23 protein-coding genes and 6 pseudogenes are annotated in these 26,145 nt (G+C 48.0%); 5 read left to right on the plus strand and 24 right to left on the minus strand.

Annotation, left to right across the window (positions count from 1 at the left end; genetic code table 11):
* Window positions 1–266: 266 nt before the first annotated feature.
* From HKD28_RS09810 to HKD28_RS09875, 15 genes and pseudogenes are all read right to left on the minus strand, one after another.
* On the minus strand, window positions 267–590 hold the full coding sequence (locus HKD28_RS09810; protein ID WP_077804041.1) for a GIY-YIG nuclease family protein: 324 nt from the start codon (window positions 588–590) through the stop codon (window positions 267–269).
* Window positions 591–601: 11 nt separating this feature from the next.
* Window positions 602–1,680: pseudogene (locus HKD28_RS09815) on the minus strand (IS5 family transposase).
* Window positions 1,681–1,716: 36 nt separating this feature from the next.
* Window positions 1,717–1,872: a hypothetical protein gene (locus HKD28_RS16055; RefSeq protein WP_174694309.1), complete on the minus strand. Its 156-nt coding sequence runs from the start codon at window positions 1,870–1,872 to the stop codon at window positions 1,717–1,719.
* 60 nt (window positions 1,873–1,932) lie between these two features.
* Entirely contained in the window at window positions 1,933–2,859 is a 927-nt protein-coding gene (locus HKD28_RS09820; protein ID WP_077804040.1) for a LysR family transcriptional regulator, read from the minus strand.
* Window positions 2,860–2,892: 33 nt separating this feature from the next.
* Window positions 2,893–4,488, minus strand: a complete 1,596-nt coding sequence (locus HKD28_RS09825; RefSeq protein WP_149026834.1) for an OprO/OprP family phosphate-selective porin — start codon at window positions 4,486–4,488, stop codon at window positions 2,893–2,895.
* Between the two features lie 27 nt (window positions 4,489–4,515).
* Window positions 4,516–5,448 (minus strand): AEC family transporter, encoded by a 933-nt coding sequence (locus tag HKD28_RS09830; protein ID WP_086649673.1) that lies wholly within the window; start codon window positions 5,446–5,448, stop codon window positions 4,516–4,518.
* Window positions 5,442–6,317, minus strand: a complete 876-nt coding sequence (gene citG, locus HKD28_RS09835) for a triphosphoribosyl-dephospho-CoA synthase CitG (protein WP_099287729.1) — start codon at window positions 6,315–6,317, stop codon at window positions 5,442–5,444. The genes HKD28_RS09830 and citG overlap by 7 nt, the downstream gene beginning before the upstream one ends.
* Window positions 6,314–6,847 carry a citrate lyase holo-[acyl-carrier protein] synthase gene (gene citX, locus HKD28_RS09840; RefSeq protein ID WP_077804036.1) on the minus strand — a complete coding sequence of 178 codons (534 nt, stop codon included), beginning with the start codon at window positions 6,845–6,847 and terminating at the stop codon, window positions 6,314–6,316. Before citX ends, citG begins: the two co-directional genes overlap by 4 nt.
* Window positions 6,848–6,872: 25 nt before the next feature.
* A complete protein-coding gene (citF, locus tag HKD28_RS09845) occupies window positions 6,873–8,390 on the minus strand; it encodes a citrate lyase subunit alpha (RefSeq protein WP_077804035.1) in 1,518 nt (505 codons plus the stop codon).
* An 11-nt stretch (window positions 8,391–8,401) separates the two neighbouring features.
* Window positions 8,402–9,268, minus strand: a complete 867-nt coding sequence (locus HKD28_RS09850) for an aldolase/citrate lyase family protein (RefSeq protein ID WP_077804034.1) — start codon at window positions 9,266–9,268, stop codon at window positions 8,402–8,404.
* The gene (gene citD, locus HKD28_RS09855) at window positions 9,265–9,561 is read right to left on the minus strand and encodes a citrate lyase acyl carrier protein (RefSeq protein ID WP_077804033.1); all 297 of its coding nucleotides are present in this window, start codon (window positions 9,559–9,561) and stop codon (window positions 9,265–9,267) included. Before citD ends, HKD28_RS09850 begins: the two co-directional genes overlap by 4 nt.
* On the minus strand, window positions 9,551–10,621 hold the full coding sequence (citC, locus tag HKD28_RS09860; RefSeq protein WP_086649678.1) for a [citrate (pro-3S)-lyase] ligase: 1,071 nt from the start codon (window positions 10,619–10,621) through the stop codon (window positions 9,551–9,553). Before citC ends, citD begins: the two co-directional genes overlap by 11 nt.
* Before the next feature lie 14 nt (window positions 10,622–10,635).
* The gene (locus HKD28_RS09865; RefSeq protein ID WP_077804031.1) at window positions 10,636–11,097 is read right to left on the minus strand and encodes a lipocalin-like domain-containing protein; all 462 of its coding nucleotides are present in this window, start codon (window positions 11,095–11,097) and stop codon (window positions 10,636–10,638) included.
* A 251-nt stretch (window positions 11,098–11,348) separates the two neighbouring features.
* Window positions 11,349–11,867, minus strand: a pseudogene (locus HKD28_RS09870) (transposase); the annotation flags it as partial.
* Between the two features lie 105 nt (window positions 11,868–11,972).
* A complete protein-coding gene (locus tag HKD28_RS09875; RefSeq protein ID WP_077804030.1) occupies window positions 11,973–13,658 on the minus strand; it encodes an alpha-keto acid decarboxylase family protein in 1,686 nt (561 codons plus the stop codon).
* 104 nt (window positions 13,659–13,762) lie between these two features.
* On the opposite strand from HKD28_RS09875, the gene HKD28_RS09880 reads away from it, so the two are divergent.
* The 4 genes and pseudogenes from HKD28_RS09880 to HKD28_RS09890 all read left to right on the plus strand — a co-directional run.
* The gene (locus HKD28_RS09880) at window positions 13,763–14,665 is read left to right on the plus strand and encodes a LysR family transcriptional regulator (protein ID WP_077804029.1); all 903 of its coding nucleotides are present in this window, start codon (window positions 13,763–13,765) and stop codon (window positions 14,663–14,665) included.
* 121 nt (window positions 14,666–14,786) lie between these two features.
* Window positions 14,787–14,906, plus strand: a pseudogene (locus HKD28_RS15735) (transposase); the annotation flags it as partial.
* Window positions 14,907–14,999: 93 nt separating this feature from the next.
* A pseudogene (locus HKD28_RS15740) lies at window positions 15,000–15,125 on the plus strand (IS701 family transposase); the annotation flags it as partial.
* Between the two features lie 61 nt (window positions 15,126–15,186).
* Window positions 15,187–15,795: pseudogene (locus tag HKD28_RS09890) on the plus strand (IS5 family transposase); the annotation flags it as partial.
* A gap of 106 nt (window positions 15,796–15,901) precedes the next feature.
* Here the strand turns inward: HKD28_RS09890 and HKD28_RS09895 are convergent.
* The 4 genes from HKD28_RS09895 to HKD28_RS09910 all read right to left on the minus strand — a co-directional run bounded on the left by HKD28_RS09895 (window position 15,902) and on the right by HKD28_RS09910 (window position 18,695).
* A complete protein-coding gene (locus tag HKD28_RS09895; RefSeq protein ID WP_077804027.1) occupies window positions 15,902–16,198 on the minus strand; it encodes a helix-turn-helix domain-containing protein in 297 nt (98 codons plus the stop codon).
* Window positions 16,195–16,536, minus strand: coding sequence for a type II toxin-antitoxin system RelE/ParE family toxin (locus tag HKD28_RS09900; protein ID WP_015075038.1), 342 nt, complete (start codon window positions 16,534–16,536; stop codon window positions 16,195–16,197). The genes HKD28_RS09895 and HKD28_RS09900 overlap by 4 nt, the downstream gene beginning before the upstream one ends.
* 519 nt (window positions 16,537–17,055) lie before the next feature.
* Entirely contained in the window at window positions 17,056–18,201 is a 1,146-nt protein-coding gene (locus HKD28_RS09905; protein WP_077804026.1) for a hypothetical protein, read from the minus strand.
* Window positions 18,201–18,695, minus strand: a complete 495-nt coding sequence (locus HKD28_RS09910) for a DUF4365 domain-containing protein (RefSeq protein WP_077804025.1) — start codon at window positions 18,693–18,695, stop codon at window positions 18,201–18,203. Before HKD28_RS09910 ends, HKD28_RS09905 begins: the two co-directional genes overlap by 1 nt.
* Window positions 18,696–19,084: 389 nt before the next feature.
* On the opposite strand from HKD28_RS09910, the gene HKD28_RS09915 reads away from it, so the two are divergent.
* Complete coding sequence (locus tag HKD28_RS09915) at window positions 19,085–19,756, plus strand: hypothetical protein (RefSeq protein ID WP_077804024.1); 672 nt, start codon at window positions 19,085–19,087, stop codon at window positions 19,754–19,756.
* Between the two features lie 246 nt (window positions 19,757–20,002).
* Here the strand turns inward: HKD28_RS09915 and HKD28_RS09920 are convergent, their stop codons facing one another.
* The 5 genes and pseudogenes from HKD28_RS09920 to fdhD form a co-directional block, all read right to left on the minus strand.
* Complete coding sequence (locus HKD28_RS09920; RefSeq protein WP_077804023.1) at window positions 20,003–21,319, minus strand: glycoside hydrolase family 28 protein; 1,317 nt, start codon at window positions 21,317–21,319, stop codon at window positions 20,003–20,005.
* Between the two features lie 113 nt (window positions 21,320–21,432).
* Entirely contained in the window at window positions 21,433–22,803 is a 1,371-nt protein-coding gene (locus tag HKD28_RS09925; protein ID WP_077804022.1) for a hypothetical protein, read from the minus strand.
* Window positions 22,804–22,854: 51 nt separating this feature from the next.
* Window positions 22,855–23,958, minus strand: coding sequence for a Fic family protein (locus tag HKD28_RS09930; RefSeq protein WP_077804021.1), 1,104 nt, complete (start codon window positions 23,956–23,958; stop codon window positions 22,855–22,857).
* A 208-nt stretch (window positions 23,959–24,166) separates the two neighbouring features.
* Window positions 24,167–25,191: pseudogene (locus HKD28_RS09935) on the minus strand (IS5 family transposase).
* 109 nt (window positions 25,192–25,300) lie between these two features.
* Window positions 25,301–26,116 (minus strand): formate dehydrogenase accessory sulfurtransferase FdhD, encoded by an 816-nt coding sequence (gene fdhD / locus HKD28_RS09940; protein ID WP_077804020.1) that lies wholly within the window; start codon window positions 26,114–26,116, stop codon window positions 25,301–25,303.
* Window positions 26,117–26,145: the final 29 nt, after the last annotated feature.

Consider the following 26,145-nt stretch of genomic DNA (forward strand, 5'->3'; position numbering starts at 1 on the left):
CGTTCTCCAGAAGGGCTGCATGTATGCAGCCGAGCGGAGAATGCGCTCGGGCGGGAGGAAACGGCATCAGTTCATGGTGATTGCGGACTGTCCGCTTAGGGGCGTGGCGAATGGGAGGCTGTATGTCCGGCATATAGGCGTAAGCGGACCTGCTGCTTTCGCCCTCATCTCAGACGTGGGAGAGCTGCCTCATGCTTCCTCGAAGCGGACGTGGCTCATGTCGCGCGAGGAATAGTCGCCGTCAATCCCGGAGCCGTTCACTTCAGTCATTCCGCTCCGCATCCGCGACGATTCCACTTTGGCTTGAAGGTCCGGATCAACCCTTCTTCTAAACCGGCGACAGGATCGACGGGCAATACGCCATTCAGCCAGAGGGGATCTTCAGGTACAATCACATAAATATCGACGTCTGTGCTGTGAGAAAGCCTTTCCAGAACTGCCTCTCGGATACGACTGGCTGTTCGCAGGTGGAGGGATCGAAGAACCGTTGGTTGATGTGCCTTGGTTCTGATTTCAGGCTTTTGGCGATTTGATTGACGGTTTTTGGGAGATCTTTTGATCTGCGTTTTGAGCAGATCGAGGATTGGCACCCGCTGAATAGCTACGCGCTCGCGTTCAACCTCTTCAGGAACAGAAAGCGCCGCATGTTGTAGACGATATTGGCCAGGCCGATCCTCATGGTGGCCCGGGTGATACCCACGGTTCGGACGAACAGAGCCGTTTGCGATTTCTGATCGGCAAAGACATGCTCGACACGCGACCGGATCACCGCTTCCCTGCGTTGGACCGCTGGATGTGGCGGGGCATGGGCTTGAGATGCGGCTTTTTCCTGTGGACCTTTGAGACAAAGCCCTGCTTTTCCATGAAGTCTTCGTTGGCTTTCGAGCGATACGCGGTATCGGCCCAGACGCTTGAGGCGGTATTGGCTTTATCCAGCAGGCCCTCGCGCAGCCTGGCACCATCACTGGCAGCGGCATCTGTCGTCTTCCATTTCCGGATCAGTCGAAACTTCCGATCGATGGAGATGTGCGATTTGTAGCCAAAGAACGGGATGGCGAGGTCCATGGACGGCATGGTTCCATCTTCCTGCCGTTTTGCTTTCGTGAATTTCAGCGTCCAGCGCGCATGCCTGTCCTTGTGGGACAGTTTTGCCGACTTGTCTTTCCAGCCTTCGGGGATCCGTCCTGCCCGGAGATCTGCCTTCTCAGCGTTTGTATTCCGCTGCTTTGGAGCTGCCACCAATGTCGCGTCCAAGATCTGGCCTGACATGGGCAGATATCCGGCGTTGCGCAGGGTGGTATCAAAACGATCAAACAGCCTTTCAATCGCACCAGCCTGCGTCAGGCGCTCGCGGAACAGCCAGATTGTTTTGGCGTCCGGCACACGGTTCGACAGTCCCAGACCAAGGAAACGCATGAAGGACAGGCGATCGTTGATCAGATACTCTGTCCGCTCATCAGACAAATTGTTCAGCGTCTGGATCACCAGAATCTTGAACATCAGCACCGGATCAAATGGCGGACGCCCGCCTTTACGGCCGTCCGAATAGGCCAAAGCCTGCTCCAGATCAGGGCGGAACACCTCAAAATCCACAGTCCGGGAAAATGCTTCGAGCTGATCGCCAAGCCCGCTCAACCGGGCAAGCCGCTCTTCAACATCAAAAAAGCCAGTCTGCTTCATAGCGCCATTCCCACAGTCAGAACTGGACAAATGGAATCACAGAGCTGGTTTCAAAACCAGAGGGTTTTTCGAACCCTCCAAATGGGTCTGTTCGTCCGAACTGTCGGTATCACCCGGGCCATCATGAGGATCGGGCTCGCCAATATCGTCTACAACATGCGCCGCTTTCTCTTCTTGGAGCGCATCAACCAACAGTTTTTCGATCCATCCACCTCTATTCGAACTATCTATATTATAACCGTACAGACTATATCATATAGTTTGTATTGTAGTATCTATATTATCTTTCGCAAACAATTTTAGCTCATCAAGAAAAATACGAACACTCCTTTTTACATATGACTTCGAAGGTAATACAGCATATAAAGATATAATTTCTCCGTTATAATTAGGAAGTATTCTTACAAGCTTTCCTGTTTGTAAGCTCTCCGATAAATCCCAATATAATTTATATGCAATTCCGTTACCGGAAAGTGCCCATCTATGTATAATCTCTGCACTCGTACTGCTAAATTTGGGCTCAACCTTAATGATAAATGATTCTTCATTGTTTTCCATCAACCACTGATTAATAGCTTCCATGGTTTTATAACGTCTCAAACATAGACATGTATGCTGCTGAAGCTCTTGTGGAGACTTGGGCTCACCATGTATCCTAATATATTCAGGAGAAGCACATGGCACACGAATAGTCGATGCAATTTTTGTGACGATTGCGCTTGAAGACTCTGGAAGTCCTATACGAATAATTATATCTAAATAGTCATCGAAATTATATGAGCCTTCAGTCGCCACTGCAAGATTAACATTGATGTTCGGATATTTCTTCACAAATTTTTCAACGAATGGCGCTATTTTATTTGATCCAAGCTCTAATGGAGCACCTATGCTTAAAAAGCCCTCAATTTTTTTGTCTGAAGAAGAAATTCTATAATCAAGTTCATCAATATCTGATAATATCAATGATCCTTTTTCGTAGTAATAATGCCCATGATCGTTTAAATGAAAATGTCGTGTATTTCTTTCTATAAGTTTTATTCCGAGTCTTTTTTCTATTTTACTTAGACGCCTCGAAACAGAAGGTGGTGTTACACCAAATCTCAGTGCCGCGCTTGTAATACCGCCTGCGTCTACCAGGTCGACAAAAAATCTTAAATCGCTGATTTCTTCGAGACTCATCTTCAGTATTCCACAGCAACCGAAATTTCGATATTAGAAGGTTATAGACATTCTTCCACCGAGAGTATTACCGGAATTGTAACCGATATACAAACCATGTGTATTTAAAACATTAGCATGCGTAAAATTAAACATAAAACGAGCGTAATTCAAAAAATACCAATTAACTCCTAATGTAACGGTAGATGCATTCGAACTACCCAAGCTCCGGGATACACTCGCACGATCATATCGAAGAGAAACTTCCCACGCACCCAATCCGCCTTGTGTTACTGGATGGAGAACTCTTGGTGCAGCCCAAACACCTGAATGCGCGAAGTAATTAGGCGTCTCACCCGTCAAAAAAACGCCTCCTTGAACACTAAGGGCCTCTTCGGAGCCAGATTTTCCGGCCCAAAGAGCATAATTTGGATACGATGAATACGTGCGCCTTAGCGATAACTTTCGTAAGCCAAACTCGAATAATGCCCAAAAAGATTTCCAAATACCAAAAAGCTCAACGCCACCAGATAAAGAATGAGAAAGAGGAGCTGTTGGTCCGACCTGAAAATTAAATGCGTTATCCGTATAATTTAATAAATTCACGTTCTGGGTAAAATTTTGTGTCGGTTTTGAATCTTCGTAGAACCCCCAAAACCCTAAATGAATTAACGATACCTTATCCTTGAAAGGTATATAGTGAGCACGCAGAAGATACGTTAAATCATCTCTAACGTTGTTAGTATTATTTGTTGAATTGACTTGATCGCCAGATATTTGCGTCGCAATATGCCAGTTTTTACCATATATCTTATATGCACCGCCTAAGCCGTACCAACCCATCATGGGCACTAACAGATTGGCAACAATATCTCTATTAAGAAATACGGTATCACTCGACCCCGTAGAGCCATCAAAACCTCGTTCAGAAAATTTATTTCCGATTGTGTATTCTGATAGTAACCCAGCTGTTTTGTCAGTCCAGGTTGCAAATGCACTCATGAGTTGCAATGTATTGCTAGAAAAATCCCCTTCCAATACCCACGATAAATTACGGGCCCTACCTTGAACCCCTAGTCTAGCCGCGCGAAGTATTGTTCTTGAAATATTTTGTTGCGGAAAGCGGCTCGAAAACGACGCACCATAATCTGCCAATATTCGACCACGAACTCTGAAGCTATAATTGCCATCAGGCGTCGAGAACGATGGTAAACCTTTTCCCCATTTTAATACTAAACCATCAAACTCAGTAGTTCTATTTGGTATTTGTGATGATATACCCAAAATAGAACCGGAATTTGAAGGCATATTTGAGACGGCTCCAAATGTTCCTGGAGGAGATGCAACCAATGGGAAATTTATATAATTATTATTAATTTCTCTATGTGAAATTTTAACAGACCTAAACTTCTTCTGCTTATAATATGGAATGTCTAATATTGAATGATCATTATAATTATTTTTTACTTTCTGCTTTTGATAGGAATGCCCTTGCAGTTCAATAATTTCTTTTTCTAAATATCTAATTCTTTTATCTTGTTTTTTTAATTCATTGACCAATTCAGATATTCCTGAATTGGTCTGGGCGAACGATACGGATGTTGAAATAAAAAAAGACAAAAATGAAAAAATGAAAAAAGATTTTTTCATCGTAATAATTGCCAAATCTTTATTTATTCACGATGTGAGAGCTATGAGTGCTCCCATCGTGAATATGGACACCACTGTAGAAAAGAATACGGTTGATGCGGCCTCTCTCTCACCTTTTTTAATTTGATTTGATAAAATCACTATCACTGATGCTGAAGGCATAGCAAATGTTAATACTGCTTCCCTTAAGTAAAAAGGAGAAAGGTGTGCAGCAATAGCTAACCCCCATGCGACCATAGGTGCTGCGATATTTCTGAAAAATACCGATGTAATGACCATCTTGTTGATCATTGGTTTCATAAGGCAAAGTAAAATGCCAGCTGCGAACATCGCAGCTCCGCCAGTTGTCTTTCCAAGCATTATGAAAGAAATATCAAGTAATCTTGGAATCGGAATACCTGATAAAACCCAGATAAATGCGCAGAGTGGTGCTAAAACGACAGGTTGTTTTAGCGCATTTTTCAAATGAGAAACCCAATTCTCGCCATTCCCCATAGTCTCCTTATTGTCACTAGACAGTAAAAAAAATACTACAGGAATAAGAATAACATTTATTGTTAAGCTCGCCAAAGAAACGGCAAGCGCACTTTTCCCACCGAAAAGAAATCCCAAAACAGCAGATCCCACAAATGGGACCGACGGATTTCCGATAGCCAAAGCCTGAAGTGTCGCAAGCGACACTGATCGCTTAAAAACAAAACGCGAAATCCAATAGGTTATAAAAAAGCTGCCAATCATCCAGAAAATAATAATTGCTGCAAAACTACCAGAATGTAAAATTTGCGTACGATCAATTTTAGAAATTCCAACAAATAAATCCATTGGAAGTGCAAATTTAAGTACCATTCGATTTATCGCAGTTGCTTGATCGCGATCAAACATACCCATAGAAGCACCGAGATATCCGAGCATCATCGATACTACAATCGGGAAAATAGCTCCGCAAATAATCTCTAACATACGCTCTCTCCATTCAAGAAATAACGCTCGAAATCAACAAGAAATAACATCACGGACAAAAGGTCGGCACTTCCACCTGGGCTGATATTCCGTGAAATAAATGCAGTATTCATCTCAGAAACCTCTGTTTCAAAATTTCCAAAACCTTTTTCCCGCAAAGTATTTAAAGCTTTTTTGGAGAAAACCTTAGCGTAGTTCAATCCATATATTCCGGATCTTGAAATAACATTTGTGTCATTATTGTTTGATATTAAAGAAATAAGCGAAATTAACTCGGATTCAACTGCGGAGTATCCATCGCACAAGGCATCGCGATAAGCGGGAAGCGCATAACGTTGAACGGTTAAGAAGCCAGATTCTGCTTCAGCTCGTGCACCACCGAAGCCGTATTGTCGATAAATAAGCTGCCCCGCTGTAGGGGGTGCGCATCTTTCATTTCCCGATCTTAAATCATTGTGCAATAACCCGTCGCAGATCCGGCTTACTTCGATGCAGACGTTTTCTATAGTACATTCCTGATTGTTAGAAATTAATCTTCCTGATGCACCACATAAAAGACCAAGAGCGAAAATCCCACCTTTATGGGTATTGACTCCATTAGTCGCGGAAAACATTGCATTTTCACATTTCACGCCGACTTTACGCAAATCATTAAGCGCCTCTTTCGAAGACGTCGACGCACAGCCGGATTCATAAAATAACGAAAAAAAAGGACTTATTGCATCTATGCTCTCTAAAAATAGAGCATGATCCATATCTGAATGGGCACCGTTATCAAAACGATCGACCAGCCCTGGCTTAGGCGAAAGATTAATTTCTTTAAGCAAAGCACATCGTGCTATTTGGGATATCTTCTCTGACGTAATCAATTTTTTTTCTCCTTTTCGAAGAGAAAAAAAATCCGCTTCATCTCTCTACGAAGGTCCTCTATGGAGTGTTTTCTACTTCTCGCACAATTCATTGCAATATCGGAACACAAAAGACATCTACGCGCAGGGAAATCAAAATTTTCTCTAGAAAGGGAAAATTGATCTGGTGCGATAACATCCAGATCCCACAACCTGCCGAGAGGATGCGTTTCCTCTAATAGCATAGTCATTTTCTTGATATCGATTTGAGACAAAGCCGATACCACAAAAATCGCCTCCGGCCCCGACGAGCTTACACTTGCTTCTTCCAGCAAAACACGTGAGCCCGAACTTTTAACAGTAGAGCAAATACTCTTACGCGCTTCGGAAAATATTTCCATTATGATAGGAGAACATTTATCACTCCCTGGAGAAACAACCGTTACCGAAATAATCGGGCGTTCGAAGCGTCTCAAAATAAATAACTGCCTGCGAGCGCGCTCTTCGCGCGCTCGCAGGATAGAATCAAAAATCTCAGGACCTTCTGTCATTTCATCAGGTCTCCGCGCTATCGTCTTACGACGCAACCTGACGAACGATATCCATCACACTTCCATCGCGATAGCGGACTACAGCAACTACTTTATCTGTGTACTGAATAGGATCAGGTTTTCCGGCGAGGAGAATAGCTTTTTTCTGAAGCTCCTCAATAGTTGTAACAGGAAGTCTCGCATCTACGAGGCGTTTTTTGAGATCTACATTATTCGGATTAACGGCGATCCCATGATCCGTCACCACTACGTCGACAGTTTTTCCTGGTGTGACCACCGTATTCACACAATCAACAATACAGGGCATTCTTGCTCGAAGAAGAGGCGTAACAATAACCGTCAAATTTGCAGCTGCAGCAACGTCACAATGCCCGCCAGAAGCCCCACGTAGTACGCCATCTGAGCCAGTTAGCACGTTAACATTAAAATCGGTGTCTACTTCAAGCGCACTTAGCAAAACAGTATCTATACGATCGACGTATGCACCCTTTGACGAAGGATTTGCATATTCATTCGCGGAAATTTCGGTGTGAGCTGGGTTATCTCTTAATGACTGAGCTGCGTCGACGTCAAAGGACTGTACATCAGCAATCGCTTCAATCATGCCTTTTTTTAACAAATCAACGATAGAACCCGTTACACCGCCAAGCGCAAAACTGGCTTTAATATTCTTTTCAATCATCTTCTCTCCCAAGAAGATGGTAGTTGCAGTTGCAGCACCACCGGATCCTGTTTGAAGAGAAAATCCTGCTTTGAAATAACCTGAATTCTCAATGACAGATGCCGCAATTCGTGCCAGCAACAGATCTCGAGGGTTTTTTGTAAGCCGAGCTGCGCCAACACTGATGAGAGATGGGTCTCCTACTTCGTCAACCTGCACAACCGCGTCTACCTGGTCTTGAGAGAGGCTTGCTGGATAATTCGGAAATTCCACTATATCTTGTGTTAAGACCGCAACATAGCGTGCGTATGCAGCGTCAACCTTTGCATACCCCAACGATCCACAGCTTAGCTCACCATGACTTCCATTCGCATTTCCAAACTCATCTGATGATGCAACGCCCAGAAAAGCCACATCAATTGAAATTTCGCCCGTTTGAATAAGATGAACACGCCCACCATGAGAATGAATCTGAACGGGTGTGTTCATGATCCCCTTAGAAATAGCTTCTCCCAACTCACCACGCAGGCCTGACGTAAAGATTTTCGCAATCACGCCCGATTTAATAAATTCAAGAAGTCCATCGTGACAATTCAACAGCGAACTGGGAGCAATGGTGAGATCTTTAAAGCCCATTTCGGCAAGTTTTTTTACAACCTGCAAAACTACTTTATCGCCTTCGCGAAAGGCATGATGAAAAGAAATCGTACCGCCATTCTTTAGACCTGAAGACTTTATAACGTCCTCAAGAGAAGGCTTTAACTTACGCTTCTGTTTCGTCGTAATGTCTTCCAGCTGCGGAGAATTAGCGAAAACTCCTTTAAAAGCTGGGATATTATTCTTTGCCGCATAATCTTCGGCTGCTTTTTTATTGTAAGCCATTTCTTTCCTCCTCAAGAATGTTCAGCTAGGAGAAGTACACGCTGCGCTTCATGCACAACCGGCGGATCAATCATTTTTCCATCAAGTGAAATGACCCCAAGACCTTTTTTTTCGGCATCTTCAGCTGCCGCGACAACTTTTCTAGCGTGATCGACATCTTTCTGGGCCGGAGCATATGCTTTGTGTAAGAGCTCGATTTGGCGAGGATGAATCAGCGATTTCCCGTTATACCCAAGATTTTTTGCAATCTCGACTTCGCGTAAAAATCCCTCTTCATCATTGACGTTTCCATAAGCGACATCGAATGCGTCAATTTTTGCTGCTCGGGCAGCATGCAGTACTGCAGCTCGTGCGTAAAATAGCTCGGGCTCACTGCCTGAGCTCCGGGAGGTCTGCATGTCAACCAAGTAATCAAAACCCGCCAAAGCAATTGCCACCATACGCGGTGTCGATTTTGCAATGGCGACTGAGTTTACGACGCCACAAGCAGATTCAATAGCGGCCATAATTTTTGTATCGCCGATTGTGCGTCCACAATCTTTTTCAATTTTTGCGATACGTTGCTCGAGCTCTTTGACTTCTTCTACAGTTTCTGTTTTAGGCAAGCGAACAATCTGCACACCTGCTCTTACGGCCATATCAAGATCGTCTTCCCAAAACGGCGTTTCTACCCCGTTAATGCGAACAACAGTTTCAATATCGCCATACAAGTTTTCTTTTAATGTATTGAATACCAGAAAACGTGCACTATCTTTTTCTGTCAAACTCACTGAGTCTTCCAGATCAAACATCACTGAATCAGGTTTGTAGATATATGAATTAGACAACATTCCAGCGTTAGCTCCTGGAATGAACATCATACTACGGCGAAGTCTCATGACAGATCTCCAAATTTTACGGTTTTTTCGTCAGAAGCCCGGTAAACAGCGGCTTCAACACGCGCTCTGATTACACAGTCCAACGCACCCTGATCTCTCACGTCAACTACTGCTGACAAAACACCGCATTTTGTGAGTGTATCTTTGACTGTTTTTCTGATCGAAGAACCGAATTGTTTTTCAACTTTACTCTGCACAATCAATTTTATTTCTTGAGAATCATGGGGATTAATTACCACCATGACATCACTAGACTCTAGCGTGCCTGCGATACCACGTTTGTTAATTTTCATGACACGATTTCCTTTCTTCTTTTTCATTCACAAAGAATTTGTTGAGATATAGATATGTTGACTTTGGAACCAAATCCGCAGTTTCTCTATATCTATTTTCCTGAATTAGGCTTCTTACACGAGAAGCCGATACAGCTATATCTTGAAATTTTACTCTTTCTATCTCTTTTAATTCGATTTTCTTATCTGAATAAGAGCAATCTTCTAAGAACTTCTTCAAAACAACGTTGTACATAGCTGTTGTTTTGTCCGTTGGCTCTGTCCCAACATACCTGATATTTATATTTAATGATGGCGCGATATATTTCCGAAACATTAAGGCATCGATTGCAGATGCTTGTTCCGTGATTTCTTCGTCCTTTTTAAGAAAATATTGAGGAAATGTTGCGTGAGAAATAATATAATCAGAACCCTCATGAACAACGACATTTCTTAAATCGGAAACTCCGTCTCTGACGAGAGTGAGGCGAGTGTCATACGAAAAAAAGGAGACATCTTCTCGTACTAGAAAAACATGTACCCAATCACACTCTTTAGACGCCTGCTCTACCAAATATCGATGGCCATTTGTGAAAGGATTAGCATTCATTACTATGCTTCCTATACGCTCTCCTGCCCTTAAGGTTGATTTCAAAGTATCAAGATAATATTCTAACTGCGTAGAATCATAATCCATAAACGAGACTACATTTGGAATTTCAACTAGGGACTTAAATCCCCATCCATCAAAAATCCTAGAATTTATATATTTTGTGAATAAAAAAAGGTCATCGTAACCTTTAGACAATCCTTGCATTATAACTTCTGTACCAAGGCGCACACTCAGACCAGAACCACGAAGCTGCTTGTCAACGCAAACACATTTAACAACATTCTTGTCCAATCCAGCACAAGCGACAATCCGTTCATTATCCTGGCTCAAGGCAACTACGAACGTCGTAACTTGATCATCGATACGCAGATCCCCGGTCGCTAAAAAATCGATGATATCGTGTTTCTTTCTTTCAAGGTCAGATCCCGAAAGAAGAGAAATCGAAATATCATCTGAGTTCCGATACATATCGATAACTGTTTCTAGTGTGCACGGACGAATTTAATGATACTGCGCGACATTTGATCTTTTGCCCAATTAGGCATTTTTCGCCACGGAGTCACAACCTGAGCTGTATCACCCTCAATTTTGACAGTACGACGCTGTTCCGTACCCACCCATTCAGGAGCCCATGCAGTTTGTACCGTCGTGACCCACTGATTGCCTTCAATACGATAGCGACCAATATAAGCAACCAAAGTTTGCATTAAACGAGAGCGTTCCGCATCGCTATGCGCCGGCTCCCGGCCGGTGCCCTCAAGGTTAAAGGCAATCCAACCATCGTTTGTAAAAATCACTCGACCACGGGGGTGGTCACCCATTGCGTCTATAAATTCACCCGTGGCCTGCAATTCCACTTGGTAAGAAACAAGTTGCCACGTTCCAATGATTTGCTCCGCAAGCTCCATTGACGGTGTTTCCTTCACATGAAGTGAGTTTTTCATTCCTACCCCGTGATATTTACTGCCCTTCTTTCATTCAACTTAATACATCTCCCTATGTATTCTAGATCTAATTGACGTAAATAACTATTACGTTTGACGTAATTAATTTCTATTTTAATAATTGAATGTCTTTCTACAAATTTGTGAGGCGTCCCATCAATACCAAGGAATGCTGCGACTGATTCATCCCTGAATAGAGTTAGCCTGGTTTTTTAGACTGAAGGCTACGCTAACCCAGCCTGATAGCCCTTTTGGAAATTCACGGATGAGCGTTTCGCGCGCAGCATGGCTTTCTTAGCGTTGGTATGGTGCGACTTTGTAGCTGCGACCAGCGTTGCATCCAGGATCTGGCCTGATATCGGCAAATAGTCGGCGTTGCGCAGGATTGCGTTGAAGCGCTCAAACAGCCTTTCAATGGCTCTCGCCTGTGTCAGGCGTTCACGGAACAGCCAGACTGTTTTGGCATCCGGCACTCGATCTGAAAGCTCCAGACCAAGGAAGCGCATGAGCGACAGGCGGGCGTTGATCAGATATTCCGTCCGTTCATCAGACAAATTGTTCAGCGTCTGGATCACCAGGATCTTGAACATTAACACGGGATCAAACGGGAGACGACCGCCCTTGCTTCCACCTAAATAGGCCAGAGCCTTTTCCAGATCAGGGCAGAAGACCTCAAAATCCACAGTCCGGGGAAAAGCTTCGAGTTGATCACCAAGCCCATTCAGGCGGGCAAGTCGCTCTGCAACATCAAAAAAACACGGCTGCTTCATGATCCATGCCCAAATCAACTCGGGGGAAATGGAATCACAAAGGCAGCCTCAAAACCAAAGAGTTTTCGAACCCTTCAGTTAATCTACAAGATGAATTTCCTATACTCAGACAGGCTTACGGGAATTCGCAGCTGCAACAAATTTACCCCACTGCACGAGCGTTTCGGTGCAATCGGTCTGATCAAGCTTACATTCGATCAATGTTGGCCCGCGCGTATTCTTCTTGGCCTTTTCAATGGCATCAGCCAGTTCTGCACCTGTCGTAGCGTGCAAGCCCAGTCCGTATTTACCACTTTCTACGCCGGGAACACCCTGGTTGAAGACCTGCATCAGAGCGGCATAGTCCCAGTTCTGGATATAATTATAGGGGCCGTCATGAATTTTGATCTCAATGACGTAACCAAAATTATTGATAAGGAAGATGATAACCGGCAGTTCGTAACGAACCATCTGCGCCACTTCCTGTGCCGTCAGCTGGAACGAGCCATCGCCAACCATCAGAACATGCTGACGCTCAGGAGCAGCCAAGGCATTACCGAAAATAGACGGTACAGACCAGCCGATATGTCCCCACTGCATTTCCGACTCAACTTTAGCACCCTCAGGCAGATGCATGCGTGTTGCATTGAACCAGGAATCACCGGTCTCGGCGTATAGCGTTGTGTTGCCATCAACCAACGCATTGATCTGACGGGTCATCTCATCATTAGTGAGCGGCTTGGCAGCGTCAACAACTGGCAACGCAACGGGAGTATACGGCTTCACCAGAGAGGCAGGCTTACTGGACACCCGCTCCGTCAGAGCAGCCACAAATTCCTTCAAACGGAAACCTTCAAAAGTCTTTCCGCTCACCGTGACACGACCCGGGTCCACTTCAAGCACACGCTCTCCACGCACGGAATCCCGCCAACCGACAGTCGAATAATCATTCCAGACCGGGGCCAGAGTGATAACAGCGTCAGCGCTCTTGATGACATCTTCAACGCCAGGGCTGCTGACCTCCCCCCAATAAACTCCGCGGAAACCCGGATGCGCTTCAGAAAAAAAGCTCTTGGCCGCAGCCATAACAGTCACAGCACAACCAAGCTTGTCTGCGAGAGCCACTGTTTCAGTGAGTGCCTCACAAGAGCGTAGCTTGCTCCCGACAAGAATGGCAACATTCTGCGCTTTTTCAAGAAACGCGAGACTTTCTTCGATCGCCGCTTTGAGGCTAACTTCGTCTGCTTCCAGGTGCGACAGAAGCGACGAGACCGGACCTGGTCGAACGCAAGGCTGACTCGCAACGTTACAGGCGATTTCTAGATAAGCTGGCTTCTTCTCGCGCAGTGCGGTCCGAATGACGTGATCGATTTTTGCAGGTGCAGTGTCTGCCGAGGTGATGCTCTCAGCCGCACACGTAACGTGCTTCACCATCTCCATTTGATAATTATAATCTGTCGTGCCGATCGTGTGGTGCAGGACATGGCCCGACCCATGATCATTAGAGTTCGGCGCACCAGAAATCAGAATAACGGGAAGATTTTCAGCATAAGCCCCACCCAGGCCATTCATTGCTGAAATTGCACCGACACTAAACGTCACGACAGCAGCAGCAGCACCATTTTCGCGTGCATAACCTTCTGCCGCAAAGCTGCAATTCAACTCATTGCAGTCATAGATCTGCTTCATACCGCCATGCTCAATCAGTTGATCAAGCAGGATCAAGTTGTAGTCACCAGCAACAGCAAAATGGTGCTTCAAGCCGATTTGCGTTAGCCGCTCAGCCAGATAATGCCCAACAGTGAAAGCCATAACTCAGTATCTCCAACAAAAATTCTTCGGACAGAATGGAGGCCCCCTTTTCAAACGTCCAATATATATTTTGACTGATTGTCATACGTGTATCATATGGAAATATGGACCTTCGTCACCTACGCTATTTCGTGGCCATCGCAGAGCATGGCAGCTTCACAAAAGCTGCGGAGACGCTTCGCATTGAGCAGCCTCCTCTCAGTCAGCAGATCAAATCCCTGGAAACAGAACTGGGAGTGCAACTCTTTATACGGTCCAAACGTGGAGCCGCATTGACGGATTTTGGAGAGCAGCTTTTTGAAAAAGCCCAGACAATTTTGCGTCTTGAGCAGCAATTTCACCTTCTAGCCAGGGGATTGTCCCTCGGTGAACAAGGACGCCTCAGGATCGGCATGGCAGGTGCCGTCGCACTTCTTCCTCTGATACCCAAAGCCATACGGGCATTTCGTGAGCAGTGGCCGGATATTGTGATTACACTCGAAGAAAGTAACACTCCTGCTCTCTGTGAGGCCTTACGGGAGCGCCGGGTGGATCTCGCCATTGTGCGTCCACCAGCGCCAGATCCGGACATTGCACTCCATCCCCTCTTTGATGAACCAACCCTGATCGCCATCCCAAAAGGCCATCCACTGTCCAAACGCCACACCCTCAGATTGATTGATGTAGCAAAGGAACCATTTCTTATTTTTGATCGATCACTCGGTCCCGGTTTCTACGATGCTATTATCTCGGCCTGTCAACAAGCCGGCTTCACTCCGCGTTTCGGACAAGCTGCCCCTCAGATCGCTGCAACAATCCCGATGGTTGCAGCTGGGCTAGGTGTTGCGATTGTCCCTGCCTACTTAAGTCAAATCCATGCCGATGGCGCAACATTCCATCCAATTTCAGGACCCTCACCTCGAGCCAGCATCTCTCTTGCCACTCTGGAAACAGAGTTGACTGGTCCAAGCGCCAACTTTCATCAAATTCTTCTTACTGCAGGAGATAATAATCAAATTCTAACTTAAGAGCCTGGCCGAAAATGAATTGCGCAATTCCAGTGGTTTGTGATTCCTCGGTCTTTGCAAAGAAAAGGAGTGAATTGTGGCCTAGACTGAACTCACCCGTCGTCAGTATCGTCGCGATGATCTGACCTATGAAAGCGATCTACGCGATCGGAAATGGGCGCTTCTGGTTTCTCTGATGCCGTTCAGAAGAACGGAACTCTGGCGGGTTGTTGAGGCGGTACTGTACATCGTCTCGACGGGATACTAGCACTACTTTGGCAGAAGTATATTTTTTAGGATTCCCATGGGGCTGATTGCGTGATTCATGGTGAGCCAGCTTTGACGGAGGCTGGCATTGGAAGAAGACTGGCAAGCGGATCTTGAGCAATGGCTCGTCCCGTATCTGGAAGGTCTTGGTAACAAGACGCGGCGTAAAATATGCCCGGCCTATATCGCAGGTCTGATCGGGCCAGGAGATCGGCTTTGTTGCATAAATGGCGTGCGGGGATTTCGGTTTTGCCTTGGGTTTATTATCTGAGGGGATGAGTGCAGTGACCCCCACGCGCTACCGCACGACGAACTGGTCTTCCTATAATGCGGCGCTGAAAAAGCGTGGCTCCCTGACGGTGTGGTTTGACCCATCCATGCTTTGGGAGGGCATGGCGACGGGGCGTCGGGGACGGCGGCAGAGTTATAGCGATGCTGCGATACAGACCTGCCTGACGCTGAAAGTCCTGTTCGGTTTTGCACTACGGCAGACGACGGGTTTTGTTGAAAGTCTCCTACACCTGGCGGGACTGCCGTGGTCTGTTCCAGATTTCAGTACGCTGAGCCGCAGACAGGAAAGCCTGACGGTCGATATCCCCTATCGTGGTTCGAACGGCCCACTTCATCTTTTGATCGACAGCACCGGGATCAAGGTCGAGGGAGAAGGTGAATGGCACACCCGCAAACATGGCGGTTCGAAGCGTCGGATCTGGCGTAAACTTCATATCGGGATCGACGAAGGATCAATGGAAATCAGAGCCGTAGACATGACAAGAAACACTGTCGGTGATGCTCCGGTTCTGCCCATGCTTCTTGAGCAGATCCCTGAAGATGAAGACATTGTCAGTGTCACGGCTGATGGCGTGATAGAAAATTCGTCATGTAGAAGAGAGGCATGTCCATTTTATTGATTTTTCTACTCTAAACCGGACATGCCGCTTCCCCCCCCATATCGGTCGTCTGAATGAGCGTGTCGGGACCTGTGTTTTCTCAACGAACGGCAGCAAGCAGCTCACTCACTAACGACGGTCGCTTATCCAACATCGCCAGCAAAACCTGAGCCGGTCCGGTTGGCTGACGACGGCCATGCTCCCAGTTCAGAAGGGTCCCCTTGGCGACCCCGATGCTTCTGGCAAACTGGGCCTGAGAGAGTCCGGTCCGGGTTCTGATGGCCGCCACGTCAACCGACGGAACACGCACCTGGTGGGTCACACAGTCGTCGGCCGGAGCGTCCGAATAGGCAAGAGCCTCATTTAGCCCCTGCAGAATGCTGTCATAAGCGCTCATGATGGTTCTCCGTATTTCGCAACAAGCGTCTTGCTCAACTCTACCAGGGCGGCCTGTTCAGATCGCGTCAGATTGTCTTTCTCGTTTTTGGCAAAAACAGTCAGGAGAAACAGAGGCATCTGTCTTCCACCAAAAACGTAGAGAGTTCTGTACCCTCCCCTCTTCCCACCATTCTCGCGGGAAAAGCGGACCTTTCGCAGACCGCCGCCTAAAGAAAGGCCAGCATCTGGCATCGCAGCGAGCATGTTAATCAGAGCCATACGATCGTCGTCTGACATCAGGGCTTTTGCCCGCTTTATGAATTCAGGCAGTTCGACAACGGTCTGCAGCTTTGACATTCACAATGGAATATATGCCAATAGCATATACGTCAACGGCGTATAATTCAAAGAGGCGAGCGGTATGGCGTGTATCCAGACAAAGAGCACCCCAGAAACTGCACGAAATCTCCAAAACCGGCAGTTTTCCGCCATAAAACCTATGTCCGTTTTTTCTTATTATCGGACATAGGGTAGAATGCATAAAATCCTCCCCAAAAGGCCCTTCCGATGTGCTGGCCTGAAGCCATCTTCAGTAGACAATGGCGCCTCGTGGAAAGTTGGTTCCATCGCTTCTGCCATGCCGGGTGTGAGGAATTATACCCCCGCACAGGCCTGCAATCCTTTATCGGTTTTGCGGCGGCTTTGGGGGGGGGGGAAGCCGACAGTCAGCTTTTGAGCAGTGGCTGGAGATAGCTGCCGTCCCGAAGACGATGGTGAAAGGGAGCCGTCGTCGGGATCAGCTGTTTTGCTCCCCAACGGAGGAGCGTCTGTACAATAATGGAACACAGATCAATGGTATGACTTTTGCAAAGGGGCCTAAGCCTCATCATCGCTATGGTCATTTGGAATGACATGCATACCTCTTGGATGTTCAAGAACCCATCTATGACCGGAGCGTACTAAATCTCCATGAATAGTCACCATCTGACGTGCTTCATGAGCACGTACAGCCTCTTCATAGTGATTAGAAGGTAAGGTCGTTTTTATAGACATCAATTGGTTGTCAATATACGCTTTCAGGGTAACACGACCACTATCAGAACCAAGCTGTCTGTCCAATCCTACGACAAAAGCTTCCAGATGCTCGTCGGGACGAGGCTCCATAGCCCGCAGCACTCTAGCAGCCTCACGAAATATTTCACCTTCTGCCTCTGAAAAGCTAATAACGCATCGTGCTTCTGGTGTTGGCCTTGTTCGTGCCCATGTGACGGATACTTCTAGGCCCTCGTTACGGGAAATCAGGATAGACAGAGCATCGCAAAGATTGGCGCTTACTCCATCCTGAATTGCTTGATGAAACGCACTGCTTCCACTCCCACGGACGATTGCTTCAGCGGCTCGACGGGAGGACGTGAGGGCTCCAACCAAGGTGCGTGTTACTTTTCGATCAAAGGGTTCTTCAGAAGGAAGAGGCCAAAAAGAAGCTTGGGTTCCTATGTCCAGAGCGGGTGGCACTGGAGCTAGTAATGATATGATAAAGCTGCCTTGCTCTGTTTGGCCAAGTTTTACTCTTTCCATATACTCAGAAGCGTCTTTAACCTTGCCAGCCCGGTAAGTTGCTCGCGGCTCCTTGGCCGCGCATGCTGCAGATAGAAGCAAATCTCGTCCTTGAATGACGAGTTCTACGCCTGCATCAATCGAGATTGCTCCATCACTATCCGCATATGGAGATCGTAAGCGGACAACATCTTTGTCTGCACTCACAAGATCTCGATAAATTTGCAACTCGTCCCGATTTTCTTGCTTTGATAGCAATCGCAGGATATCACTAACAATTGTAGGATAATCTGCAAGATTGTCTGTACCAGGTAGAATTAACTCAGGTTTTCCAGCACATTCATATACGTCACTATGCTGGCCGTAACTATCGGTACGATACCAACCTTCTGCTCTCACATAAGCGACCATCGCGGTCGGTGAGACAGCTTTCAAAGCCTCTAAATCTATAATTTTTGTTTTCATCAAACGGTACCGCTTCGTGATCGGTCCATTAGGAGGCGTAGCGATTGAATGTGGAATCTATTTGTTGTCGGTATGTAAATGGTTTGTCCGGTTGCATTTTCACAATCCGGGTAACCACGAAGTGACATCCAGTAAGCACAGTGCCTGATCACTAATTGATCACTGGAGAGATTTATCCAATCTTCCCTATTTTTCGGTAGTTTCATAACTAGTAGTAATCTTGGTGTTTGTGTCGCTATGTTCAACAGGTTATAATTTCTTTTTCGGCAGAAATAAGAGATCGTCTCAGCGCTATCATCGATATTTATGCTTGCCTTTAATTGTAAATCTATTTTTGGTCGAAACGAGTCTCCGGCTTCGATAGTTATGTCGATACCATCACGGTCAAAATTCTTATGAGCCACTACGTAGCCTGCCATGCTGGCTACGGCAGTCACGTAAGCTTGGGAAAGCGCTTCTTCAATATCGGTATCTGCAAGAAGGGTATCGGGCATGGTGTCATAGTTAGTGACATGGGAGTATTGTTTCTACAAGAAATTATCTTCCTTCACTGAACCGTCCCAGGATCGGTGAAGACCGGCTCCTTGCGCGTCCTGAGCCACTTCCGCTTCGAGGAAGCGGCCTGGCCGTGCCACGGCGTCCGAGAAGTAGGCGGAAGGAGCCATCCCCCAACGATCTGGGTAGTCTGTTACGACTTAATTGCTTTTTAGCCTGCGAGGACGGAATTTTTTGCCTTGCGTTCGGCAAGGGATTCCAAGGGGCTGGAAAGCCCGGTGTCCGGCGAGTTATCCGCATATTCTGGAATTTTCCTATTGGCTTTCGGGTCGTATTTCTTACCTCCCACAAAGAGATTTAGTTTGTCGGTGCTAGATGGAGGATGTAATTGGAAAAAAACATAAAAGATGGTGACGCAGAACAACTACTGCCGCGGCAGATCAGGTTGGTTCAGTCCCTCGCTGATTTCCAGATGGCATGCAGTGCCATGGAATTTATATGTGAACTTGACGAAGATCGCCTCGTTACTCGCGTTGAGCGACGGCGCTATCGATGTTTTGAAGACACCGCTGTAATTGCCTATGGGCGCGCCTTCACAAATGCTAATAATTTGCCTTTGCTTAGTTTCAAACAGATCAAGATTAGCCCCAGCTCTGACGAACGTGCTCTGCATGAGCGACTGTTAGAGCGGCGCAACAAGGTCATAGCTCACTCCGATGCTGATCGGCAGCGCATTAGCTTCACAACCGAATGCTTCAGTTTGGAAAACAAGCTGGTAATGATGCCACGTTGGGACTTCGACGATGCGCTGGAATTTTTTGCTGAGCGGGAGGCGTTGGTTGCGTGGTTTGGCACCCTTATATCGGCGACTAGCAAACGTCTATTTGAACAAGTGCAAAGCATGTCGGAGATACGCTTCGTTCGTGATCATACTTTGATTGTAAGTTCCGTGCAGAAGAGGGCTAGGATTCAAAGGTACTATGTATTCGCCTACGGACTAAGATCACTAATTAATCGGGCACAAGGCCAATACGTTACCAAAATCCTAAGCCTCGCGTGAGGAAATGTAATAGATCACAGCGGGGTGTGAGCCACCTCTCGGCAGAAAGAAGTAATGCGGGTGTTGCTCGCCAATATCCCCAGCTACTTTATGATGGTCGTAACGGGGCTGCGTGTCCGGTCGTAAACGAAAGTCCGCTTTTAAGACGGGCTCCAAAGAGCTTGAGCGTCCGGCATGAGGCGATTACCGCCTGTCTGCTGTGTTTTTTCTGAGCCGACAGACGGTCAATCATGACGAGTAAAAAACTCATTCATGAACTCTTCTCTCATCCGTGCAGCGCAGATCTGATCCGTCAATATGCACACCAGGTCCACACTGAAGAACTGGAGGCGTCTGGACTGTAAGCGTGATTCCAGAGGCACTTCCGCTAACATGACTAAGCTGAAGCCCAGTCCGGGCCGACAGTCGAACATGTCTCAGAGTCAGCCGCTCCATCGGTGCCTCGGGCAAGCCCAACACGACGCCAGCCGTCTCGGCATCTGTCGCAGCTATATCTGTTATGGTGACATCATGAATATGCGGGGTCGTGGATGTTACCGGAGCAGCGGGATCGTTCATTAACGCAGTCTGCTGCATTCCCCCCGGCTGCCCTGCATAATAATCACTGATCGACAGCGGAACCCGGACATGGTCCATCGTCAGGTGTTCCGCACTAATCCAGCCAATATCTCCGCCGCGATCCCGCCCAGACTTAATCCGCAGTCCGGACAGCGTGCTCTGAAACGAGACGTCAGAAATTCTGATATGATGGGCCCCATTGGCCAGTTCACTGCCAATGGACAGACCGTGTCCTTCGCCAAAACGAGACTGTGTAATGCTAATATCGCTCGCAGCCCGGCCCGGCTGCATCAAACCGGACTTGATGGCGATGTTGTCATCTCCTGTCGCAATATCGAGAGTACTCATCGTGACATGATCCGAGGAGACAAGATCAATACCATCGGTATTCCGAGACGAGGCCGGGTTGCGGATCGTGAGATGATCGATCCTGATCTGACCGGAATCCCTCACGACCACCGTCCACATCGGAGAATTGGTCGCCATAACCCCTGAGATCCGTCCATGCTGCACATGCGAGAACTCAATCAGCCAGGGGCGTGGCATACCATTCGCAGCAGGAACTCCCGGATAGTCTGGCCCGTAAGGTAAAGGACCTGAGGTCTGCGTCTTGTGCGCCTGCACGGCTTGAGGCCACCAGACAGCAGCGCCATTTCCATCAATATGACCCTGACCAGTTATGGCTACGTCCTGAACGTCAATCGCAGAAATAAGGGCTTCACCGGGTTGCGCTGGATTCCCCAGAAAGGCCCAGTGGAAAAGATGAGTGTCCGAACTTCCCAGAAGGGTACTTCCCTTCTCTAAGTTCAGCGTGACGTGGTTTTTGAGAGATAAAGGGCCGCTCAACCATATTCCAGACGCCAACGACACCACACCACCGCCAGCCTCGCTACAGGCTGTAATGGCACGTTGAATGGCCGGACCGTCATTGGTGCGGCCATCATGCCGTGCACTATAAGTAACAGGATCACAGCGAGACGAAGCGGCATGACCGGTCATGGGCATGCACAACAACGCCGCGACCACTCCACCTAAAACGAGGCGCCTGTCTCTCATAGAACAGCTGCCTAAAACAGATTTTTGGTCCGACTGGTTGTGTTGTTGGCCAGCAATGCCTGTCACTTCCGCAGCCCCTTGATACCCAGCTCTTCCCACATCCAGTCAAAGCTGAAAGAGGACCCTGCCCCCTCACGCCCCAAGCCTGCTGTCGTGGCTTCAATCTGCTTCAACCAGGCCGCAACTTTCTTTTTCCCCGCCGCTGTTTTAACAGCCTGCCTCGGCGTGACACGCCCAAGCCCCGGAACAACCTCATCCAGAACACGACGATAATGCTGCTCCAGAACAGCAGCCAGAATTTCCGCTTCCTCTTCAAGCGGGATCTCATCTTCACGCACGTCCCCTCGGCCAGAGGTCCGCTGCTCTTCTATAGCCTGCTCAGCAGTCATAATCTGTGTCAGAGGAGATCCAATCAGACTCCCCAAGGTGTTGCGGAGTAAAGCTGTACCTTGCTTAGCCCGCGTTTCTGAATCGACCTGCAATTTCAGCTGACGGCCTTTCAGTTCAAGGTTCCCCAAAACAAGACCACCATCATCCAACGTCGTGCTCAAAAACTGAGCTTTGCTGTCTCCTGCCTTAGAATTGGCCTCAGGAACATGGCCACCCGCCTGACGCGTCCAATTCCAGATCATGCGCCCCGCATGCTGCAAACAAGGTATCGTCTTCAAAACCTCAGCAATGCTCTTCTGAGTGCTTCCCTTGCTGAGAGGAAAACACACGTCATGAAAGACCAGGTCTTCGCCATCGCTGTTAAACAGAACGGGTGGCTCGGAGGCGCTCAGCATGTTTTCCATAGTTCTAAAGAGCCAGGTCAACGTGAAGACCGGAGCCAGATCACGAAGCACATCTGTTTTGATCTTTGGAAACTCAGCCTGCCCCCGCTTACGCTTGAGAACCTCGCGTAAATTCTCAGCCAGATCTTCGCAAGCCTGCTGAGAATATGCCAACAGACCCCCTGCCAAAACCATTTTGCCATCTTCAGAAACAAGGCGTGCGGCGATGCGTTCCCAAGGCTTTAGGGACTGTGTGGCTGAGCGCTCATGAACCAGAACAGGATCACCACCCCGCAACAGGTCACGAACCATCATGCTTTGACCCGGCACGATCTGCGAAACCTCATACAGGCTCATGACGGCCTCTTTGAGGCCCCGCATATAAGCGCTTTTGCGTGGACCTTCTTTCCAGCCCCGTCGTTTCAGATAGACCTCAACGAAATTTTCGTTATCCCAGTTCTGCCCCAAGAAATCTTCGAAGGCACAGCCCCAGAGTGACATGGCCGCACCCTGCCCTAGGATATCTCCCAGGTCTTCGAAGCTGATATCCGCCGCCTCCAAAGCCGGTCCCAGATGCTCACCCAACACCTCTTCAAAACAGGATTGCCACTGATCCTGCTTCAGATATCCGATAAGCCCTGTCAGATTGTCAGCGTTCATAAATGCGACGACCTCCACTATTGTTCTGCGGCGGAACGGCAAACACCCTGTTTACCCGAGACAAAGAGAGTATCGTGCATAGCGGTTTTCTCCCGTCCGATTAAGGGCACCGAGAGATACCAGATCGGCCAGATCACGTGTCGCGGTGGCAGATGTGGCGCCGGTGATGGAACGATAGTTCTGGGCACTCAGACCGCCTTGGAAGCCGTCAGGCCCTTCTGCCAACATCCGAAGCAGAACCTTTTCCTGACGAGTGTTCAGCTTGTCACGGAGGCGATCCAGAAAACGCGTTTTCTCAATCAAAAAACGAATATTCTGAAGCGTGCGAGACTGGGCTTCCAGAACGACATTTCCAAACCACCCCATCCACGCATCAATGTGATTGGTTTCGCTGGCACGATGCAATTCGAGATAATAAGCTTTCTTGTGTGCATTGATGGTTGCAGCCAGTGCTGTAAGCGTCGGGGCCTCAAGGCTTTGCGCTAATGCTTTCTCAGCAAGAGCCCGTCCGATACGGCCATTGCCATCTTCGAAGGGATGGATGGTCTCAAACCACAAATGTGCAACCGCCGCCCGTTCGATAGCAGGGAGAGGCTCCGCTCCGGTTGGCGCTGTTTTGTTAAACCACTCAACAAACTGCGCCATCTCGCTCGGCACATTTTGTGACGGCGGAGCTTCAAAGTGGATATGCGGCGCATGGAGAGGGCCTGAAATAATCTGCATAGCTTCTGCATGCGCCCGATATCCGCCGATGATTTCCAGATCACGCCGCCCATTCATCAGCATGGCATGCCAGTCGAACAGGATTTGGTCGGTTAAAGGAGCCGCATAATGCCGATAGAGATCGGCCATTAATTCCGCAGCCCCAGCCTCCGCTGGCGTGGAGCGCCGCTTGTCTTTAGCAAAGCCTAATTGTCGGGCAATCGAGGATTGCACACTGGCCCGATCAAGCACCTCACCCTCAATGGCGGAACTCTCGACCATCTCCTGTGAGATAAGCTGAACAATGAGCTGCTGATTGGCGTCTTTGTCCAGATGCTGCATCGCGCCCACGACAACGCCTGAACCTTTCAGGAACTGCGTTTCAGCTTCGCGCAAACGGCTTTTCTTAAACTGAAATTGCGGCCAGTCCGGACGCTGCCAATTCCAACGCATGATCGATACCCCAACCTTCTATCAACCACTTTAACTGCAAATTATGATTGATAGAAGTGCAATCTATCCATCACCTGGAGGGATCGAAGAACTGTTGGTTGATACGCTTGGCTGGTGATTTTTGGCTTTTAGCGCTTTGATTGACGGTGCTTTGGGTTATTTTTGATCTGCGTTTTGAGCAGATCGGGGGCTGTTACCCTCTGGATAGCTATGCTTTGGTGCTGATCCTCTCGAGGAAGAGGAAGCGGCGTATATTGTAGACGATATTGACTAGCCCGATCCTCATGGTGGCCTGAGTTATACCGACAGTTCGAATGAAGAGCCCCGTCTGCGATTTCTGGTCGGCAAAGACATGCTCGACGCGTGATCGGATCACCGACTTCCCTGCATTAGATCGCTGGCTATGCCGGGGCATCGGTTTGAGATGCAGATTTTTTCTGTGAACCTTTGAGGCAAAGCCCTGCTTTTCCATGAAGTCTTCATTCGCTTTTGAGCAATACGCCGTGTCAGCCCAAACCGTTGAGATCGTATTGGTTTTATCCAGCAGCCCTTCTCTCAATCGCGCACCATCACTGACGGCGGCGTGCGTCGTTTTCCATTTGTGGATGAACCGGAACTTCCGGTCGATGGAGACATGGGACTTGTAGCCAAAGAACGGAATGGCCAGATCCGTTGCGGGGATCGTCCCGTCATCCTGCCGCTTCGCCTTCTTGAACTTCAGTGTCCATCGTGCATGACGATGCTTGTGGGACAATCTGGATGGCTTATCCTGCCAGTCCTCAGGAATACGTCCTGCCCAGAGGTCGGCTTTCTCAGCGTTGGTATTGCGCTGTTTTGGAGCAGCTACCAATGTCGCATCCAGGATCTGGCCGGACATCGGTAGATAGCCGGCGTTCCGCAGAGTTGCATCAAACCGGTCAAACAGCCTTTCAATGGCTCCCGCCTGGGTCAGGCGTTCACGGAACAACCAGACCGTTTTGGCATCAGGCACCCGATCTGAAAGCCCCAGACCAAGGAAACGCATGAAGGAGAGGCGATCGTTGATCAGATACTCTGTCCGTTCATCAGACAAATTGTTCAGCGTCTGGATCACCAGGATTTTGTACATCAGTACCGGATCAAAGGGCGGAACACCTCAAAATCCACAGTCTGGGAAAACGCTTCAAGCTGATCGCCAAGCCCGCTCAATCGAGCAAGCCGCTTTTCAACATCAAAGAAACCAGACTGCTTCATCTTCCAGCATCCCCAATCAACGCACGAGAAATGAGATCACACAGAAAGCCTCAAAACCAGAGGGTTTTTCGAACCCTCCATTTGCCTCGCTACAACCGTCATCTTCTGGCTACGAGTCCTGTTTCCTAATCAACCGCGCTTCACCACAGAAAACGAACTGCCTGTCCTGTCGTGCAATTGCAATCAGTGTCTGATTCATTTTCTGGGCCAATCGAAATGCGCGATCCGTCGGAGCTGAAACGGCGACCACCGTCGCCATACCCGCGCGCGCAGTTTTAAGTGCCATTTCGTATGAATAGCGACTGGTCAGAAGACAAAATCCATTTTCAAAAAGACGATCATCGCACATCCATGCACCAATCAGCTTATCAAGCGCATTATGACGGCCGATATCCTCACGGATTAAAAGGATTTTCCCATTCTGGTCGGCCCAGGCTGCTCCATGAACCATGCGTGTCGCTGCATTCAGGGTTTGCCACTTTTCAAGATCATGCAGGGCCCGCAGGATCGCAGTCGGCGCAATCTTGGCATTGATGGGAAAAGGCACCTCTTCATGGGCATCAACGGACAACACAGTATCAGTCCCGCAAAGGCCACAACTTGAATGCCCGGTCTGGGCACGGGGTCTGCGTCGTAGCAGGATTGAAAGACGGTCCCCTGAAATCGTAGCGTCCAAGGTCAGACCATCTTCACCATCCAGAACAGAGACGGAGCGGATCTGCTTTTTATTCGTAATGATTTGTTCAGTTAGGCAGTAGCCATAAGCAAAGTCCGTCAGGTGATCCGGGGTCATCATCATCACCCCGTGCGGAACAATGCCATTAAAGACGAGCCTGACCGGAACTTCATCGGCAATATTCAGAACGATCTCTTCCTCTGGGCGACTAAGGAGGGTTGCCGTTCGACTCTGAAATAATGGCGTCATACGCCTTTCTCACTGATACTGCCTGTCAG

Source organism: Gluconobacter cadivus, from assembly GCF_015244745.1.
GTDB lineage: Bacteria > Pseudomonadota > Alphaproteobacteria > Acetobacterales > Acetobacteraceae > Gluconobacter > Gluconobacter cadivus.